The organism is Neptunitalea chrysea (genome assembly GCF_027924145.1).
Taxonomy (GTDB): Bacteria; Bacteroidota; Bacteroidia; order Flavobacteriales; family Flavobacteriaceae; genus Neptunitalea; species Neptunitalea chrysea.
Genome location: NZ_BRVP01000010.1, coordinates 64428 through 83517, shown reverse-complemented (window position 1 = coordinate 83517; position 19090 = coordinate 64428). Strand labels below are relative to the sequence as shown.

16 protein-coding genes are annotated in these 19090 nt (G+C 33.9%); 6 read left to right on the top strand and 10 right to left on the bottom strand.

Annotated elements, in window-relative coordinates:
• Positions 1-38: 38 nt before the first annotated feature.
• The 4 genes from serS to NBRC110019_RS08735 all read right to left on the bottom strand — a co-directional run bounded on the left by serS (position 39) and on the right by NBRC110019_RS08735 (position 4715).
• Positions 39-1310, bottom strand: coding sequence for a serine--tRNA ligase (serS, locus tag NBRC110019_RS08750; RefSeq protein ID WP_281754120.1), 1272 nt, complete (start codon positions 1308-1310; stop codon positions 39-41).
• 95 nt (positions 1311-1405) lie between these two features.
• Complete coding sequence (locus tag NBRC110019_RS08745) at positions 1406-2722, bottom strand: HTTM domain-containing protein (protein ID WP_281754118.1); 1317 nt, start codon at positions 2720-2722, stop codon at positions 1406-1408.
• Positions 2712-3650, bottom strand: coding sequence for a bifunctional riboflavin kinase/FAD synthetase (locus NBRC110019_RS08740; RefSeq protein ID WP_281754116.1), 939 nt, complete (start codon positions 3648-3650; stop codon positions 2712-2714). Before NBRC110019_RS08740 ends, NBRC110019_RS08745 begins: the two co-directional genes overlap by 11 nt.
• Before the next feature lie 63 nt (positions 3651-3713).
• A complete protein-coding gene (locus NBRC110019_RS08735) occupies positions 3714-4715 on the bottom strand; it encodes an NAD(P)H-dependent glycerol-3-phosphate dehydrogenase (RefSeq protein WP_281754115.1) in 1002 nt (333 codons plus the stop codon).
• 149 nt (positions 4716-4864) lie between these two features.
• Between NBRC110019_RS08735 and NBRC110019_RS08730 the strand changes: the two genes are divergently transcribed.
• Positions 4865-5818 carry a nicotinic acid mononucleotide adenyltransferase gene (locus NBRC110019_RS08730; protein WP_281754113.1) on the top strand — a complete coding sequence of 318 codons (954 nt, stop codon included), beginning with the start codon at positions 4865-4867 and terminating at the stop codon, positions 5816-5818.
• Between the two features lie 166 nt (positions 5819-5984).
• On the opposite strand, the gene NBRC110019_RS08725 is transcribed toward NBRC110019_RS08730, so the two are convergent.
• Complete coding sequence (locus tag NBRC110019_RS08725; RefSeq protein ID WP_444980198.1) at positions 5985-6773, bottom strand: THC0290_0291 family protein; 789 nt, start codon at positions 6771-6773, stop codon at positions 5985-5987.
• Positions 6774-7000: 227 nt separating this feature from the next.
• Here NBRC110019_RS08725 and gdhA point away from each other — a divergent pair, with 227 nt between their 5' ends.
• Positions 7001-8341, top strand: coding sequence for an NADP-specific glutamate dehydrogenase (gene gdhA, locus NBRC110019_RS08720; protein ID WP_281754109.1), 1341 nt, complete (start codon positions 7001-7003; stop codon positions 8339-8341).
• 70 nt (positions 8342-8411) lie between these two features.
• Here the strand turns inward: gdhA and NBRC110019_RS08715 are convergent, their stop codons facing one another.
• The 3 genes from NBRC110019_RS08715 to NBRC110019_RS08705 form a co-directional block, all read right to left on the bottom strand.
• Positions 8412-8885, bottom strand: coding sequence for a heavy-metal-associated domain-containing protein (locus tag NBRC110019_RS08715; protein WP_281754107.1), 474 nt, complete (start codon positions 8883-8885; stop codon positions 8412-8414).
• 111 nt (positions 8886-8996) lie between these two features.
• Complete coding sequence (locus NBRC110019_RS08710) at positions 8997-11072, bottom strand: insulinase family protein (RefSeq protein WP_281754105.1); 2076 nt, start codon at positions 11070-11072, stop codon at positions 8997-8999.
• 15 nt (positions 11073-11087) lie between these two features.
• A complete protein-coding gene (locus NBRC110019_RS08705) occupies positions 11088-12413 on the bottom strand; it encodes a M16 family metallopeptidase (RefSeq protein ID WP_281754103.1) in 1326 nt (441 codons plus the stop codon).
• A 571-nt stretch (positions 12414-12984) separates the two neighbouring features.
• On the opposite strand from NBRC110019_RS08705, the gene rplU reads away from it, so the two are divergent.
• From rplU to NBRC110019_RS08690, 3 genes are all read left to right on the top strand, one after another.
• The gene (gene rplU, locus NBRC110019_RS08700; RefSeq protein WP_281754101.1) at positions 12985-13467 is read left to right on the top strand and encodes a 50S ribosomal protein L21; all 483 of its coding nucleotides are present in this window, start codon (positions 12985-12987) and stop codon (positions 13465-13467) included.
• A 26-nt stretch (positions 13468-13493) separates the two neighbouring features.
• Positions 13494-13754 (top strand): 50S ribosomal protein L27, encoded by a 261-nt coding sequence (gene rpmA / locus NBRC110019_RS08695; protein WP_281754100.1) that lies wholly within the window; start codon positions 13494-13496, stop codon positions 13752-13754.
• Positions 13755-13923: 169 nt separating this feature from the next.
• Entirely contained in the window at positions 13924-14283 is a 360-nt protein-coding gene (locus NBRC110019_RS08690) for a hypothetical protein (RefSeq protein WP_281754098.1), read from the top strand.
• Positions 14284-14376: 93 nt separating this feature from the next.
• Here the strand turns inward: NBRC110019_RS08690 and NBRC110019_RS08685 are convergent, their stop codons facing one another.
• Complete coding sequence (locus NBRC110019_RS08685; RefSeq protein ID WP_281754096.1) at positions 14377-16071, bottom strand: ribonucleoside-diphosphate reductase subunit alpha; 1695 nt, start codon at positions 16069-16071, stop codon at positions 14377-14379.
• A gap of 18 nt (positions 16072-16089) precedes the next feature.
• Positions 16090-17064 (bottom strand): ribonucleotide-diphosphate reductase subunit beta, encoded by a 975-nt coding sequence (locus tag NBRC110019_RS08680; protein ID WP_281754094.1) that lies wholly within the window; start codon positions 17062-17064, stop codon positions 16090-16092.
• Positions 17065-17365: 301 nt separating this feature from the next.
• Here NBRC110019_RS08680 and NBRC110019_RS08675 point away from each other — a divergent pair, with 301 nt between their 5' ends.
• Positions 17366-18943, top strand: coding sequence for a tetratricopeptide repeat protein (locus NBRC110019_RS08675; RefSeq protein ID WP_281754092.1), 1578 nt, complete (start codon positions 17366-17368; stop codon positions 18941-18943).
• Positions 18944-19090 lie beyond the last annotated feature (147 nt).

Genomic DNA, 19090 nt, shown 5'->3' with positions numbered 1-19090 from the left:
ATATCAGTACGGATTTTAATAGGTGTATTTTTTTCGAATTATTCGATAATGTCAAATCCAGTATAAGGAATCAATACATCCGGAATCTTAATTCCTTCAGGGGTTTGGTAATTTTCTAAAATACCAGCTAATACACGTGGTAATGCTAAAGAGCTACCGTTAAGTGTATGTGCTAATTGGCTTTTGCCTTCCTTATCTTTATAACGCAATTTTAAACGATTTGCCTGATACGTTTCAAAGTTAGATACAGAACTAATTTCTAGCCAACGATCTTGTGCTGTAGAAAACACTTCGAAGTCGTATGTTAAGGCAGAAGTAAATCCGGTATCGCCTCCACAAAGTCTAAGAATACGATATGGTAACTTTAATTCGTTAAGAATCTCTTTTATGTGTGCTACCATTCCGTCTAAAGCTTCATAAGATTTCTCAGGATGTTCAACTCTAACAATTTCCACTTTGTCAAATTGGTGAAGTCTGTTAAGTCCTCTTACATGTGCCCCATAACTACCTGCTTCTCTTCTAAAACAAGGCGTATAGGCAGTACAGCAGATTGGAAAATCGCTCTCAGCAATTAATTCATCTCTAAAGAAGTTAGTAACTGGTACTTCGGCAGTAGGAATCATATATAAATCATCTGCTGTTACATGGTACATTTGTCCTTCTTTATCAGGCAATTGTCCGGTGCCATAACCAGAGGTCTCATTTACCATATGCGGTACTTGGTATTCTTTATACCCTGCAGCTGTATTTTTATCTAAAAAGTATGAGATTAATGCACGCTGTAAACGAGCTCCTTTCCCTTTGTAAACAGGAAACCCTGCTCCGGTAATTTTTACTCCAAGTTCAAAATCAATAATATCGTATTTCTTAGCTAATTCCCAGTGAGGTAAAGCTTTTTCTCCTAGTTTAGGAATTTCCCCTTCGCTAAAAATTTCTTCGTTATCTTCTTCAGATTTTCCGGCTTGTACGCTTTCATGCGGTACATTTGGTATTTTATATAATAATTCGGTTAGCGCATTAGCCGTATCATTTAATTTTTCAGAAAGCTCTTTAGAAGTTTCTTTTAAGGTAGCTGTTTTTTCTTTAAGCTCATTTGCTTCTGCAGCCTTACCACTTTTAAATAGCATTCCTATTTCTTTGGATAATTTATTAGATTCAGCTAACGTGTTATCTAAGGATGATTGAGTGCTTCTTCTTTCTTCATCCAACATTAAAACCTCTTCTACCATTGCTTTGGCGTTTAGGTTTCTTTTAGATAAGCCTGTAATAACGGCCTCTTTCTGTTCTCTAATAAATGCTACTTGTAACATGGTTTATAATTAAAATTTCTACAATTGTTTATGTACAATGCGGTTTCTATATAGTGGCAAATTTAAAGTAATTAGGCAAACTAAAGTGTAAAAAACTATTCTTTTTCAAAGGGCATAATCCAGGCGTTGTGTTTAAACGTGTTCCACTGGGTTGCTGCCAAATCTACTTTAGGATCAATAAGGGTTTTAGTTTTTCCGCCATTTACCTTTGTTCTGCAAGTAACGTACACGCTAATATCTTTCCCTTCTTTGGCGTATTTTTTTTTCAGATACTGCGCAAATTGCCATGTAAAATCGGGCTTTGTAGATACCATACGCACTTGTTTTTTAGTTAAGAAGTCTGATTTTTTAATGCGTTTTCGTTCTTTTGTTTTTTTGTCAACAATAACAAAATTAGAAAAGCCGGTTTTGGTTCTAAGCATCATTCGCCAACTCATACGGTGTCCTTCTTCGGTATACAATACATTACCATCTATTGCCCAATGTCGTAAAGGCATTAGAATTTGATAGACTAGGTATGCTCCACCTATCCATTTAATAACTTTATAATAAGAAGGTAATAGTATTTCATCACCTGTATATAAAGGCTTTTTCTTTAAAAAGATGCGTTGTATTGTTTGTGGTTCAAAAAAGAACAATGAAAATGCCAGTGATAAGTAAGGGAATATCCCCACCTGAAATACAAACGAATTAAAAAGATGGAAAAATATGGAAGCAAAAAACGCCCATTTTCTGGTAGGTTTGTATAGTAATAATGGAATTACCAGAAGGTCATATAAAATACCAGAATACGCAAGAAATACATGAGACCATCTGTATTGTAGCAAGCTACCTACAATAGGATAGTCTGTTTTAGATTGCATCATTACATTAATAACAGAAAGGTCTAACCAATCGGGGTACCATTTAGCTACAGATGCATAGGTGTATACAATCCACATTTGCAAAATAATAAGCCATTTGCACCAATTAGGCATTGCTATCGACTTAATTTCAGGCTTTTGTTTAGCATCTACAGAAAGGTACTTATGTGCAGGTTGCACCAACATAATTAAACAAAGCAGTATTAACAAGTAATAATGATTGTTATAGTTGGTTTTTTGCATCAGATAGGTAATGGTCCACATAAGTGTAAATCCACCTAAACTCCATTTATACTTGTAACCAATCATTACAAAAAAACCAAACAGTCCCATAATGGCATAGTAATAATACATACCATAACCCGATAGGGGTTGTACCCATTCAAAACCAATAAAAGTAAAAGTAAAGTTGGGAGTTATAAAAGCGTTTTTAACCCATCCGGTAAAAATAGCACCTACGGATTCTAAAAATATAAGTAGCCCAAAAACAACTCTGAAAACAATCAGTGCTGTATTGTCTATTTGTTTGAATAAGAATTTATTGAGCATATTTGTGTTCAATAAGAGATAAGCATTGTTGTTTATCTAAACCTAGTTGATGTTTTAGATCTTCAAGTGATGAAAATTTTTCTTCTCCTCTCAGATGTTCTAAAAAGTATACTTTAAGTTTTTGATTGTACAAATCCTTGTCGATACCAAAATAGTTAACTTCAATAGTCTTCGGAATATTGTCTGCAATAGTAGGATTATATCCAATACTTAACATTCCGAATACTTTTTGATTATCAATCATGCTATATACCAAATACACACCTATTGGTGGTATAAGCTTATAGCTTTCTTTAATATGAATGTTAGCTGTAGGGTAATTTAATTGTTTGCCTATTTTTTTGCCGTGTTCAACGGTACCGGTAATAAAAAAATCGTATCCTAAATAAGTATTAGCAGTTTCAATATCTTTCTCTAAAAGTGCTTTTCTAATTTTAGTAGAACTTACCGATACATTGTCTACTAATTCTGCAGTAATTTCTTCTACCTCAAAATTGTAGGCTTCACCGTATTTAATAAGGTGTTCAATATTGGCGGTTCGGTTTCTACCAAATCTATGGTCGTAGCCAATAACCACGCGTTTTGCGTTAATCTTTTGAACTAGTAGTTTCTCCACGTACTCTTCAGCGCTCATTCTTGAGAATTCTTTGCTAAAGGGATGTACAAATAGACTATCAATACCAGATTGCTCCAGAAGTTCTATACGTTCATCAATGGTGTTAATTAGTTTAAGATCGCTGTCTTGTTGTAGCACCATTCTCGGGTGCGGAAAAAACGTAAGTATGGTCGATTTATAACCAGTAATAGTAGCGGCACCAATTAAATGTTCTATAATTTTTTGATGCCCTAAATGAACCCCGTCAAAAGTACCAATGGTAACTATGGTAGGGTCTTTTATTGTATGTTCAGTTGATTTAACTAATTGCAATTTCAGATTTCTTTATTCAAAGATAAAAAAAGAGTAATGAATATAACGGAGAGTTATTTGTATTTAATCTAGTTTATCTGTTAATTTTTTAAACGTTTTCTTAGCGTCTTTACCTTCGTATAAAATATTGTAAACTGCATTTATAATAGGTGTTTTGCTTTTACAATCTTGTTTTGAGATAATCATATGGGCACTTTTTGCCGCATAATAGCCTTCGGCAACCATGTTCATTTCAAGCATAGCGCTCTTTACGGTGTATCCTTTGCCTATCATATTACCAAACATTCTGTTTCTGCTAAATACAGAGTATCCTGTAACTAAAAGGTCACCTAGGTAAGCAGAATTGTTTACGTCTCTTTTAATTTTATGTACACGTTTTATAAATCGTCGCATTTCCCGAATAGCACAACTCATTAGTACACTCTGAAAATTGTCTCCATACCCCAATCCGTGGGCAATACCTGCGGCAATGGCATAAATGTTTTTAAGTACAGCGGCATATTCACTCCCTATAATATCGTCAGATACTTTGGTTTTAATATACTCGCAGCTCATCGCATCGGCTACCGTTTTAGCCAAATTGCTATCGCGGCAAGCAATGGTTAAGTACGAGAGTCTTTCAAGGGCTACTTCTTCTGCATGGCAGGGACCTGTTATAACTCCAATATGGTCAAATGGAATCTCGTAAATATTATGGAAATGTTCTCCAACAATAAGACCGGTTTCGGGTACAATACCTTTAATGGCCGAAAAAATTATTTTTTCGTTAAGAGGTACATTTAATTTATAAAGTTCTTTTTCCAAAAACGCAGACGGGATAGCAAAAATTAAAACATCTGCCTCTTGTACAGCTTCATTAATATCGCTCGTAAGCTTCAGTTTGTCTGTATTAAATTCGACAGAACTTATGTAGTTTGGATTGTGTTTTTCGGTTTTAATATGCTCAATAGCATTAGTATTACGCATATACCATCCTACTTGATCTAAATTCTCGCAAAGAATTTTTACAATTGCAGTAGCCCAGCTTCCTCCTCCAATCACTGCTACTTTAACAATGTTTTCCATACTTTTATTATTAGATAGAATATTCAAATTTACTTAAAAAAAATAGGATTACATGAAGTGTTGTTTATGAGTTAGTTAGCTAATTATGAAAAAAAATGGCACAGTAGTTGAGTTATGGTTGGTATATTAACACGGAAATTGAACTGCTTATGAAAACAATAAAACTACTATCGGTAATAGCTGTAATGCTTTTTACTTTTTCTTCATGTACCAATACGACTTATATAGAAGATGATTTTTATGATGATACCATTACATTAGATGAGTTAACACGTTCGTACGAATTATGGTATATAGATGTTAATCAGTCTGATGCTAATGGAGAGATTCCGTTTATGCAAATAGCCTTTACCATTTCATTTAGAAACGGAGTGTTATATGCAAACAACAATTTATCGGGGATTGGTGCAAATGGGAATGGGAACGGTTATGGTATTGATGTTGGGTATTATGACGCATATGGTACCACTTTACAATTAGATCATGATATAGATGGTGTATGGAACTTTACTGTAGAGCAACTTGCTGCTAATAAGTTACGTTTGTATAATTATGCTACAAATACATCTTTTATACTATATGGATATCAGCGTGCTACTTTTGATTACGATATGTTATTTTATGATAACATTCATTACTTTTTACAAGAGTATGAGGCTTGGGAAAAAATATATACGAGTCAGGCTGGTGCTGTGAATGATTTTGACCAAGAGAACTATTTAGCATTTTTGCCAGATGGTAATGGAGATACTTTCTTGTCTTCTGTAGATGCTCCAGGTACAAGTATTAATCAGTTGTATTGGGATTATGAAGGTATTTATGAAGTGTTAGATATGTCTGGAAGTTACCAGTATAAAGCTTTAACATTAGATTATGATTATTTAGGCAATGAATACTTTGAGTTGTCCGTTATAAATGACGAAACCATAGAGTTGTATCATCCGTATTCTGGAACAATATATAGGTTTAGAGGTAGAGGCTATATCCAATACTTAAAAGAAAATAAAAATGGCAAGGGATTGGAAGAGTCTAGAGGGAAATTGAGAATTAAAAGAAATAATGAAAAGTTTGATGCAAGCAAATTCAAAAAGCTTGACACTTAAAAATATTAAAATAGTTTTTGGTTGGTTATTTAGTTACGTAAAGCCAGTTCTCTATACTAAACGAGAATTGGCTTTGCTTTTTTATAAAGGAATAACCTGTTAAAAGAGTAGTCTCACATCGTAAATATGATGTGAGTAAAAGAATAATATAATAGTGTAAGCCAAATTATAGATAGAAAATATATCCTAGAGATAAGGTAACGGCTGAATCGTTACGTTGATTTTCCGTATATATACTAGGGTCTGGTTTCATTCCTTCTATCCAATCAGAGAAATAAAATTGATAACGCATATCAACCATTAAATCAGAATCTCTTGTAAGCTTTATTTTAATACCAATGTTAGCAGTTGCTGAGAAAGCAACTCTAGCTCCGTTGTTTACTTGTCCGTTTTGATATTTAGGTAAAAATACCTCTTCGTTTTGTGTAATAATATTACCGTAGTCTGAATAATTTGAAGGGAAATAATAATTTGCCTGAGTTCCCATAGCAAAATACGGTACAAATATATAGTTACCACTTATAAACTCTCTTAAAGGAATAGGGTAATATTCTAATTGAGTACCAAAATCAATGACATTTACTTCGCCATGCATAGCTCTTAAACTGTTAGCTACTTCCGATTGTAAACTAGGGTCTACCCATTTACCAAAGTGGTCTAACGTTACATTCATATAAACCAATTCATTTCTAATCATGAAGTGATCGTTAAAATAGGTGTATCTATTAAAGCAGTCACAGTCAGAGTTTAATGCAAGGTTCATGTAATGAACAATACCTACACTGTACCCAATGTTTCCTTTAATGTTGTCAAAGTTTTTGTCCTCACCGTAGTCAGATTGAAATGCAGTAGGACCTGCTATAATTCCTATTTCATGTGAAAATTGAGAAAACATCTTATTGAATGATAAGATGAATAGCAGAAGTAGGAAAAAGATTTGTTTTTTTATTTGCATTTTTCTTGTTGTGAACTAATTACAAATATATAAAATTTGTAATCAATTGTGTTTTTATATAAGTTCTTCCGTCTGATAATATGATCCAATTGTCGAAAATACCAATTTGTTATTTTGAACATATTAAAATTCTTATATTCCTAATATTTACCCAATTTTTTTTAATTGTATTTAAAATATATCTATATTTGTACCTATATTTTGTGAATTTTTAAATCCAAAACTAAATGAATCAGAAAGTTGCATCGTTTATGGAGCTTGTAAAAGCCCGTAATCAACACGAGCCGGAGTTTATTCAGGCCGTACAAGAAGTTGCAGAAACCGTGCTTGATTATATTGCTGAGCACGATATTTACAATGGTAAAAACATTCTCTTACGTATGGTTGAGCCGGAAAGAGCGATTAGCTTTAGAGTTTCATGGGTAGATGATAAAGGAGAAATACAGGTGAACAGAGGGTACCGTATTCAGATGAACTCGGCAATTGGGCCATACAAAGGTGGATTGCGTTTCCATCCTTCTGTAAATATGAGTATTTTGAAATTTCTTGCTTTTGAACAAGTATTTAAAAACAGCTTAACAACGCTTCCTATGGGAGGTGGTAAAGGAGGTTCAGATTTTGATCCGAAAGGAAGATCAGATGCTGAAATTATGCGTTTCTGTCATAATTTTATGGCAGAACTAAGTAGACATATCGGTCCGCATACCGATATTCCTGCTGGTGATATAGGTGTAGGTGCTAGAGAGATAGGATATCTATTTGGTATGTACAAAAAGATTAAGAATGAATTTACCGGAGTTTTAACAGGTAAAGGACTTTCTTGGGGTGGTTCATTAATTCGTCCTGAAGCTACAGGGTATGGAGCTGTTTATTTTGCAGAAAATATGCTTCAAAGAAGTGGAACTAGTATAGCCGGTAAATCGGTTGTTATTTCGGGGTCTGGTAATGTAGCTCAGTATGCTGCAGAGAAAGTATTACAGTTAGGAGGTAAGGTTATAACGTTTTCAGATTCTTCTGGTTATGTATATGATGAAGAAGGAATTGATGCTGAAAAACTTGCTTTTGTAATGGATCTTAAAAATAATAAGAGAGGTAGAATTAGCGAGTATGCAGATAAGTATGCTAGCGCAACATTCTTTAAGGGAGAAAAGCCTTGGGGTATTGCTTGTGAGGTAGCTTTACCTTGTGCTACGCAAAATGAATTAGATGGAGATGCTGCTGAAACACTTTTAAGCAATGGATGTATATGTGTTGCCGAGGGTGCTAATATGCCTTCTACACCTGAAGCAATTCATAAATTCCATGAGACTAAGATTTTATTTGCACCAGGAAAAGCATCTAATGCTGGTGGGGTGGCAACTTCTGGTTTAGAAATGTCTCAAAATTCATTACGTATTAGTTGGACAAGGGAAGAGGTTGATAACAAGTTACAGGAAATTATGAAAAATATTCATGATAACTGTGTTGTTTACGGTGATGAAGATGGATATATAAACTATGTGAAAGGAGCCAATATTGCTGGGTTTGTTAAGGTGGCAGATGCTATGCTTGCACAAGGAGTGGTATAATATAAGGTTAGAGAAGTATACAAAAAGAGGCGCAATTTGCGCCTCTTTTTATTTTTATATATAATGCTAATTACATTTTTTTAGCACAACACCCTTGTTTCATCTCAGGTGTACAATTTGCTTTTTTCTCTTCAGAACAGTTTGCTTTTTTTTCTGCACTACACTTTTCAGTACAGCCTCCTTTAGCAGTCTTTTCAGTTTTAGCCATATTGTATACTTTGTACATATGACCATCACCAATGGTTGTTACGGTAGTAGCAATAGCTTCTAAAGATAGTTTGGTGCTATCAAAAGATACTTCAGCCTTTTTGTTTTCAAAATCAACTTTAGCATGTTTAACACCTTCAAGGGTGTTTAATTTTTTTTCAATATTAGCGGCACAGCCAGTTGGGCACATCATACCGTCAATATTAAATTCGGTAGTTTCAAAGTTTGCAGCTAAAACTTTTGTTTCTTTTGCAGCGGTAACTTCTTTTGTTTGTGAGTTACATGAAGTAAAGCTAACAGACAAAAGGAGCATTAATAAATACAACGTAGTTTTCATTTTGTAGTTTTTAATATAGCTCAAAAATACTGTTTTTTTAGATATATATGAATAGTATATAATAAAAAAGGATGCCGCAAGGCATCCTTTTTAAGTAATTTTTATTTAGAATTATTCAAAATCAGCATCTGAAACTCCTTCGTTTATTTTTACTTCTTTTAATGTAAAAGATAACTCTTGTGGACCTGTAGTTTGTTTAAAAATATATGGAAATTTTATTCCGTCAACTTCGCGGTAATCACTAAATGTTAAAGTTGTAGTGTAAACTTGACCGTTAAATTCGTTAGTTTCAACTTTACTGACTTTTAAATGAGTTTGGGTATCATAGTAGAAAGTTTTATTATCACTAAAAGTAACTACGTATACGTCTTTGCCGTCTAATGTTTCAATAGCTGTTAGCTTAATGTTGTCATTGTTTAATAACTGATATTCTGGTATTGGATATGCTTCATATGAGGCGTTTTTCAAATCTTCCGCTTCTAAGTCATTTTTCATACCTTGAGATACAATGTAACCCGTGTCTCCGTTAATAACTTGTTTTTGCATTACATTACCATTTAAAGATAATGCTTGGGACAATTGACCTTTATCTGATCTTTTAATGTCTAATTGTAAGGTCATTCCTTGTACTTTAGTTTCTCCGGTCATCATAATTGTTTTAACCTTACTTACAGCGTCCATGCCGCCTATAGCTTCAATATAATCGGTTAAAACGGTTTTAGCTGTAACACCTTCCGGAATAGGTTTAGAGAATACAGGGCGGTCTATTTTATTTCCGAATTTATCAAAATAGAAAACCGGCATGGTTTTACCTTCAAATTCTATTTTTTCTAATGTGTAAAGTACTTCGCTACCTTTGCCAACAACCACTACTCTTAGGTTGTTATATGGGAAATATTTGTTGGCAACACGTTTTACATCTTCAGCAGTTACAGCATTAATTCTACTAATGAAGGTTTCGTAGTAATCTTCAGGTAAATTTTTAGTTTTAATGTTCACTGCGTAACGAGCAGTAGTTTTCGGATCTTCTGTAGCCATAATAAAGTTTCCTAAATATTTGGCTTTTGCATTAGAAAGATCTTTATCTGTAACTAGTTCTTCTCTAATACGTTTAATTTCTTTTAAAGTTTCCACTACGGCACTATCAGTAACTGCATTTCTAATTTTAGTAGTAGCACTAAATTCACCATTTGTCCATTCATCTGGAGAAGCGTTAGATCGTGCTCCGTATGTGTATCCGTGCTCTTCTCTAAGGTTCATATTTAGGTAACTACCAAAAGCACCACCTAAAATATAGTTAGCTACCAATACTGCAGGGTAATCTGCATCGGCCATCTTTAATTTAATAGGGCTCACAACTGCTAATTCAGATTGTACAGCATTTGGCATATTTACAAAATCAATTTGAGTATACTGAATTGGATTCGCTTCCGGTACGGTTATAGAAGGAGCTTTTGCAGATAACCATGGGCCAAAATACTTTTTAATAAATTTTTTAGCTTTCTTCAACTGAAAATCACCCGTAACAACCATATATGCATTTTGTGGTACAAAATAGGTTTTGTAGTATTTTTTTACGTCTGCTAAGCTTACGTTATTTAATGTTTCTTCCGTTGTGTATTCACCATAAGGGTGGTTTGCTCCGTATAAAAGTACATCTTGTACTCTAGAAGAAACTTCGGCAGCACTTTTTTCTCCAGATTTTAAGCCTTCAATTAATTTTGTGCGCTCTTTATCTAATTCTTCTTCAGTAAAATTAGGATTTAATGCCCCATCGGCCATCAACTCGGTAATTCGTTCAAAGTTTTTAGAAAGTGCTTGTGCATACCCACCTTCAGCACTAAGGTTAATTCTGGCTCCTAAAAAGTCTACCTCTTCATTATATTCATCTTTAGACATATTGGTAGTACCGTTACCCATTAAAGAAGCAGTTAAGCTTCCAACACCGGCTTTGTCACCTTCTGTATGCGGAGTATTGTTAATTTGTAAGCTAATAGAAATTCTTGGTAGTTTGTGGTTTTCTACAAATAACACGGTTAATCCATTGCTAAGGGTGTATAATTCAGGAGTCCCTAGATGGATAGATGGTGTTGGACCTGGTTCAGGCATTTGAGATCGGTCTATTTGTGCATTTACACTCATTGTGGCAACTAATATTGCTATGATAAATGTGAGTCTTTTTCTCATTTTGTTATTTTTTAATTACTGAGCTGGTTCAGCTAGATAATCTAATTCTAATCGTTGGTTTTTCTTTAAGTATTCGTTGGCAACACGCTTAATATCTTCAGGAGTAATGCTTCTGTAGATTTCAATTTCTTTATTGATTAAGCTAGTGTCATCATATAACATATAGTTACGAGCTAAAGAATTAGCAATTCCCTGAATGCTTGAGTTAGAGTTTACAAACTGATTTTCGAATTGGTTTCTTAGTTTTTGGTATTCTCTGTCTGTAATAAGCTCTGTCTGTAATTTTGTGATTTCCTCATCCATAGCTGTTGTTAAGGTATCAAGAGAAACATCGCCTAAAGGTAGAGCGCCTAAAATATAAGTTCCGTAGTCTTCCATAGTTCTAGGGAAGGCTAAAACCTGCATGGCAATTTTTTGCTCATCTACCATTTTCTTGTACATTCTAGAGCTTTTTCCTCCTGTTAATAAGGTAGAAATATAATCTAATACATAAGCATCTCTAGATTTCATTCCCGGAGTTCTGTACGCTAAAATTTTTAAAGGAATCTGAATGTTCGAATCGTACTCAGTTTCTTTTATAGTATTAGTAATAGGTGTTTCTTCAATTACTGTTCTGGTTGGTTTTGGTGCGTTGTTAGTGATAGTGCCAAAATAATCAGAAATCATTTTTTTGGTTTCATCTATCTTAATATCACCTGCTACTACTAAAACAGCGTTATTAGGGTTGTAGAATTTGTGATTAAATGCAATAAACTCGTCTAACTGAGCAGCATCTAAATCTTCCATACTACCAATAACCGATTTACCGTATGGGTGTTTTCCGAATAAATGCGGATTAATGCCAGTTCCGTAAATTACCTTTCCGTATGGTGCATTATCTATACGTTGTCTTTTTTCTTCCTTAACAACTTCGTTTTGAGTGTCAACACCAATTTGATTTATAACAGGATGTAACATACGTTCGCTTTCCATCCATAAAGCAAGCTCTAAGTTATTAGAAGGGAACGTTTCGTAGTAATATGTTCTGTCTTGAGTGGTGTTTGCATTGTTGCTTCCACCATGTGAAGAAACAATATCAAACCACTGTCCTCTTTCTATATTTTCGGTTCCTTCAAATAAAAGGTGCTCAAAGAAGTGAGCAAATCCTGTTCTTCCTGGATCTTCATCTTTTGAGCCAACATGGTACATAACCCCGGCTGTAATTACCGGTGCAGTGTTGTCTTGATGAAGAATAACGTGAAGTCCGTTATCTAGATCATATTCCTCATAAGGAACTTCTTGTGCAAGTGTGGCACCTCCAATGAGCATCACAGATGCAAGTGTCAGTAAGTTTCTTTTCATTGTTGTAAAGTTTTTATCAATGATATTCAGTCTGTATATGTGTTAATATTAATATGAATGTTACATATTTTAGCATTTGCTGGTCTTTTTTTAACATTTATCTCTTAAAGTACTGATAAAAAAAGAATTTGGCTGTTTTTTTATTGTTGATTTACAATCAACTAAAAATGTGGGGAGCTTTTAACAGAGTATAAAGTTATGGAAAGAAAGAAAAATACCATTTTTTTTACGGATTTATTTCGGCTGCATATTGTATTGTGTACTTTTTGTTAGTAAACTACTTCGGGGCAAGCCCATGGAGCATTTAATATCAATTATTGAGTAAACATGTTTAAGCCACCTGATACTTTACGGTATTGCACAATGATTTTCGCTGTTATTATTTATATTTGTAGAAGGTGTAAGTTTAAGTATTTTAGTAGCTTAGGTGTTAATCTAGCGTGAAAAAATGAATTGGAACACAAAGAGTTTTGAAAAAATGGGGTAAAATGTATAAACTGTTTGTAATTTAATGAATTAGCACTATATTTGCACTCATTTTTTAATAAACTAATTTAATAACGGATACATTATGTATGCAATTGTAGAGATAGCAGGGCAGCAATTTAAAGTTGCGAAAGACCAGAAGGTATATGTACACCGTTTGTCTGCTGAAGAAGGTGCAAATATCACTTTTGATAACGTACTTTTATTAGACGACGAAGGGAAGGTTACTATTGGCGCCCCGGCTATAGACGGTGCTTCGGTTGAAGCTAAAGTCTTAAAACATTTACAGGGAGACAAGGTTATTGTTTTCAAGAAAAAGAGACGTAAAGGTTACAAGGTTAAAAACGGTCACAGACAAGCTTTAACTCAAATTGTAATTGAAGGTGTAGCTGCTTCTGAAGCTGAAAAAGCTGCTAAAAAAGAAGAAGCACCTAAAGCTGAAACTGCTACTGAAACAGAAGATTTAAGTAAATTAACTGTTGCAGATTTAAAGCAAATGGCTAAAGAAAAAGGTATTGAAGGATATTCTTCAATGAAGAAAGCTGAATTAATTGAAGCGTTAAGCTAATTTAACCCTTAAAAAAAGTATAAGACATGGCTCACAAGAAAGGTGTCGGTAGTTCGAAGAACGGTAGAGAATCAGAATCGAAACGATTAGGCGTTAAGATTTTTGGAGGACAAGCTGCTATTGCTGGAAACATTATTGTTCGTCAGCGTGGTACAGCTCACAACCCAGGTGAAAATGTTTACATGGGGAAAGATCATACTTTACACGCTAGAGTTGACGGTGTTGTTAAGTTTGAGAAAAAGAGAAATAACAGATCATATGTTTCAATAGTTCCTTTTGAAGCATAATTTGTAGAAGATTTTATATAGAAAAGGCGTTCAGTTTTACTGAACGCCTTTTTTATTTTATAGCTTAAAATATACCGTAAAAGTGGTATATGTATCTATTTGTTTTGGTTTACTTTTATCGTGTAAAGAATTATAAAATTAATATTTACAATCTTTAAAAGATTAATTGATGAAAAGGAATAGAGTAGTGTTACTTGTTTTTCTGTTTTTTTTAGGTTATTTGGCGTTTTCGCAAAGAAGTATCGCTAATAGTGATTCTAATGTTTATTGGGAAGAGGGTAATGGAAGGTTTTCAGGTGCTAATTCTATTTCAAAAGTATCTGTGCGTGTTGGTAAGGGACTTCAGGAGTGTTTTTCTAGTAGCAACGAAGTGAATTACGATGCTATAATTTGTAAGGAAGCGAATTATGTTGTTTCTAGTAGTGTGTATGCAGAGGAAAAACACTGTAAATATCATGAGAAATTTAATGTAGATGAATTACATCAAAGCTTTGCAGTTTTTAACGCTGTACGTGTATTGAAACTTTAAAAATCGGTTGTTGTATTCATTTATAAGTGATATAAAAAAAGCGCATGAATTTTAATTCATGCGCTTTGCTATTTATAAGAATATAATGTCTAATTAAGATTCGCAACTGCTACAGTGAACAAGGTTGTTTACCATTTCTTTAGAAACACTTTGACTACGTTGATAATAAAGCGTTTTAATGCCAAGCTTCCAGGCTTCAATAAGAAGTTTGTTTACATCTTTAATTGGTACAGTAGCCGGAATATTGATATTTAAACTTTGCGCCTGATCAATAAATTTCTGTCTAATAGAAGCTTGTTGGATAATTTCCATTTGACTGATTTCTTTAAAGGTTTTAAAAACCGCCTTTTCTTCGGCGGTAAGTCCGTCTATTTTCTGAATGCTTCCACCGTCTAACATAATATTTCTCCAGGTATCCTCATTATCAAGACCTTTTTCTTCTAGTAATTTCTTAAGGTATTTATTTTTACGAATAAAGTTACCCTTAGATAATCCTGCTTTGTAATAATTACTGCTAAATGGCTCTATCCCTGGAGATGTTTGCCCAAGAATAGCCGATGAAGAGGTAGTAGGCGCAACAGCAAGGGTAGTGGTGTTTCTTCTACCATAGCCTTTTAATACTTCAGGTTCGCCATAAATTCTAGCCAATTCTTCGGTTGCTTTATCGGCCTTACCGCGTATATGCTTAAAGATTTCGGTAGTCCTCATTTTGGCTTCCATACCTTCAAAAGGAATCATGTTCTTTTGTAGGTATGAGTGCCATCCTAACACACCTAGGCCTAATGCTCGGTGGTTTTTAGCAAATTGGTTAGCAGAAGCCAAATAATGATTGCCTTCTGTTTTGGCAATAAATTCTTGTAAAACTGCATCTAAAAAGAAAATAGCAAGCTTTACGGCCTCTGTATCTTTCCATTCGTCATATAATTCAAGATTCATAGAAGATAAACAACAGATAAAAGACTCCTCTATTGAAGAAGGCAGCATAATTTCAGAACACAAGTTACTTGCGTTTATCTGCATTCCTTTGTCTTTATAAACTTGTGGTTTATTTCTGTTTACGTTGTCTGTAAAGAAAATATATGGTAACCCCTTTTGTTGACGACTCTCAAGTACTTTAGCCCATACACGACGTTTATCCATGTCGCCGTCAATCATTTCCTGCATCCAGTAGTCAGATGCGCATACTGCAAAGAAAAGATTTTGGATAGGGTTTCCGATGTTTTTTATTTTTAGGAATTCCTCAATATCTGGGTGGTCAATATCTAAATAAGCGGCAAAGGCACCTCTACGTACACCTCCTTGAGAAATAGTATCCATGGCGGTATCAAAAAGCTTCATAAAACTTACGGCACCACTACTCTTGCCATTGTCGGTAACAGCGCTACCACGAGCACGTAATGAACCAAAGTAACCAGAAGTACCACCCCCAATTTTGGTTTGCATAATTACTTCTCCTAATTTATGGGTAATTCCCTCTATATGGTCAGGTACATGAACATTAAAACATGATATAGGGAGCCCTCTTTCGGTACCCATATTTGCCCATATAGGAGAACTTAAGCTTATCCATCCACGTTCAATCATTTCCTGAAATGATTCCTTTAATTCTGGTTTGTAAAGGCGTTTAGCCGCTGCGGTGGTAATTCGGTCTATAGCTCCTTCAACGGTTTCTCCTTTTAATAAATAACCCCTGTTTAATATCTGTTCACTTTCATCGTTTTTCCACCAAAGTTTTTCTCTTAATGAGACGTCGTTTTCATTGGTTAGTGGTAATTCTCTTGTAATCATATGGCAATAGAGGTTAAATTAAAATAAATCTTGTGCTGTAATACTCTTATCGTGTTTGGTGTAATCTACAGGTCTTTTGGCAAAAAAGTCATCAAGACTGTTGGCAAATACTTCCTCTTCAAACCAACGTAAAGGGGCGTATTCCTCGGCGCTTATATGGTATATTTTGCCCATACCTATTTTTTCAAGACTGTCATCAATTCTAAACTTCATAAAGTTTAGTAAGTCAGTCTTATTGATGATATCAATCTCTCCTTCTTCAAAAATCCAGTCTAGAATTTTGCTTTCAATATCTAAAGAGTGTTTAACTGTATCTTTAATATGATTCATGGTGTCATTGTCAAAGAAATCAGGGTATTCATCTTTTATCTTGTTTACCAGGTAAATGCCAGCATTGGCATGTATTTGCTCATCTACAGAAGTCCAAGCAATAATGTTGCTCACGTTTTTCATTAGTCCTTTAAAACGCGTAAACGAAAGTATAATGGCAAACTGGCTGAATAATGAAACGTTCTCTATTAAGATTGAAAATAAGATAAGTGAGACTACATATTGTTTGTTGTCTTGAGAGTTGGCGTCTTTAAGTGCTTTTGATAGGTATTCTACACGTTCTTTAATTACCGGAACTTCTAAAAGGTCAACAAATTCATCGTTGTGTCCTAAGACTTCTAATAATCTTGAATATGCCTCAGAGTGTCTAAATTCACATTCTGCAAATGTACTTCCTAGGCCATTAAACTCAGGTTTTGGAAAATGTAGATAGATGTTTCCCCAAAAAGTTTTTACGGCAACTTCTATTTGTGCAATTGCTAACAAACTATTTTTGATAGCAGAACGCTCTGCTTGACTTAAGTGAGAATGGAAGTCTTGTGTATCGGCAGTGAAGTCAATTTCACTGTGTACCCAATACGATTTATTGATAGCTTCTGTAAATTGTAATACATCCGGGTATTCGAATGGTTTGTAGTTAATTCTTCTGTCAAAAATAGCCATTACACTTTTGTTTTAATTGTTACTTTTTTTTGTAAGTTGATGTATATCAGTTGTATGGGTAAGCAGTGTTAGAGTGTAAACTGCTTTAAGTTTGGAAGCGTTAAATTATAAATTGTTGCTGTTTGTTTTTAAATATAGTGCCAAAAGATTTGAAAAGGTTATTAACAAACGGCGCTAGCACCTGTATTTATGAGGGCTTCTGAAAGTTGTTTTTTTTATTTTAATCATTTAATGACGGCTTGCTAACTTTAGCTTAATATTATTTTAAGACTTTAGCCCATTAATTCAATTAGGTTTCGTGTTGATTAAAAAGTTACAATATCTACTAGTTATAAGTTTTTTTTATAGCTGTGTAGCTGCTGCTCAAAGTTATTCTGGGTTTTTAAAGAGTGCAACCAATGATTCGCTTTTCCATACATATAAAGATGCTTTAGAAGTAGCAAAAAAAGGAAATGACGAAAGGTTGCTTATTAGCAAGTATTTAGATTTAGGAGATTTTTATTTTTACTCGGGTATTTATACAGAAGCTGTAGATCAGTACAGTTTAGCCTTGGCGTTAACTAAACCAGATACTATTTCGGTGAAGGTTTTGAATAGGTTAGGCGATGTTTACCTATCTCTAAAAAATTACGCTAAAGCTCAATTGTATTTAAAAAAGGCTGCTAAATTAAGTAGTGAATTGAAATATATACGTGGCGAGGCACAAACTTCTGAAATATTGGGCGGTTGCTATGAGAAAATGGGCGATTACCCAAAAGCATTAATAGAGCAGCAAAATAGTCTTCGTTTATTTACATCGTTAAATGACAATATAGGTGTAACGCAAGTAAACGAAAATATAGGTAGTATATATGAAGATCTAAATCAGTTTGATAAGGCGCATATGTATTTTCAGCGTGCTTATGAATTGGCTAAACATACAGATAACGATTTACTGATTAATATTCTTAATAATCTTGGAGATGTTTTTAGAAAAACCGGTAATTACCAAAAAGGTTTAGCTTATACATTACGAGCAAAAGAATTGGCGGAACGTATTAATGACGGGCATCAGCTTGAAAGTGCTCATAAGGATTTGGCGAAAACGTATATACTTTTGAAGGATTATAAAAATGCCTATGAACATTTAAAACAAGCCGAAGAAATTAGGGAGGAACTTTTCTACTCGCTTAACTTTAATCAGATGAATGTGCTTCAAACAATTTATGAAACCAAGCAGAAAGAAGCACAGATTAAATTGTTAATGCAAGAGAGCGAAGTTAATACAGCCAGACAAAACTTGTTATGGTTAGGCTTGTTAACATTGGTTAGTATTAGTATTATTATATATGTGTTTCTGTTTAAAAAGCGTAAAGCTTCTCAGAAAATACAAGAGTATAAAGAACGAACCATGAAGGCTGAGATTGAAAAGAAAACTATTGAAGAACAGAATCTACAAAATGAAATACAGCTAAAAACCGTAACACTCTCTAAGTATAGTTTAAATTTAGCCCAAAAGAACAAACTTATATCTGAGGTGGCTGCTACCTTAAGAAATATGTCTTCGAGATCTAAAATAGATGTACAATCTAAGCTTAAAGAAATGGCTAAGGAATTAGAGGTGTCTTTAGAGCAAGATGAAGAATGGGATGAGTTTATGCAATTCTTTGAAGATATACATCCTGACTTTATTAAAAATATTTCTGCTGCTACAGATCATAAACTTTCCTCTACTGAGTTACGATTAGCTATGTTGCTTCGTCTTAACTTATCTAGTAAAGAAATTGCATCAGTTTTAAGAGTCACTCCAGATAGTGTTAGAGTAGCAAGACACAGGCTACGAAAAAAATTACCAATAAATCAGAAACAAGAGCTTGTTAACTTCATGTTAGACTTCTAAAAATGGCTGTTTTTTCTTTATTGTTAGTGTAATGTAAATAAATCTTAATTGTTGCCTTGTTGTTTCTCTTAAAAAATGGATTGTTTCTCTTTTGTTGCTTTTAATTTTAATGCTTAATGTATTGATATACATAATTTTGGTTAAAAC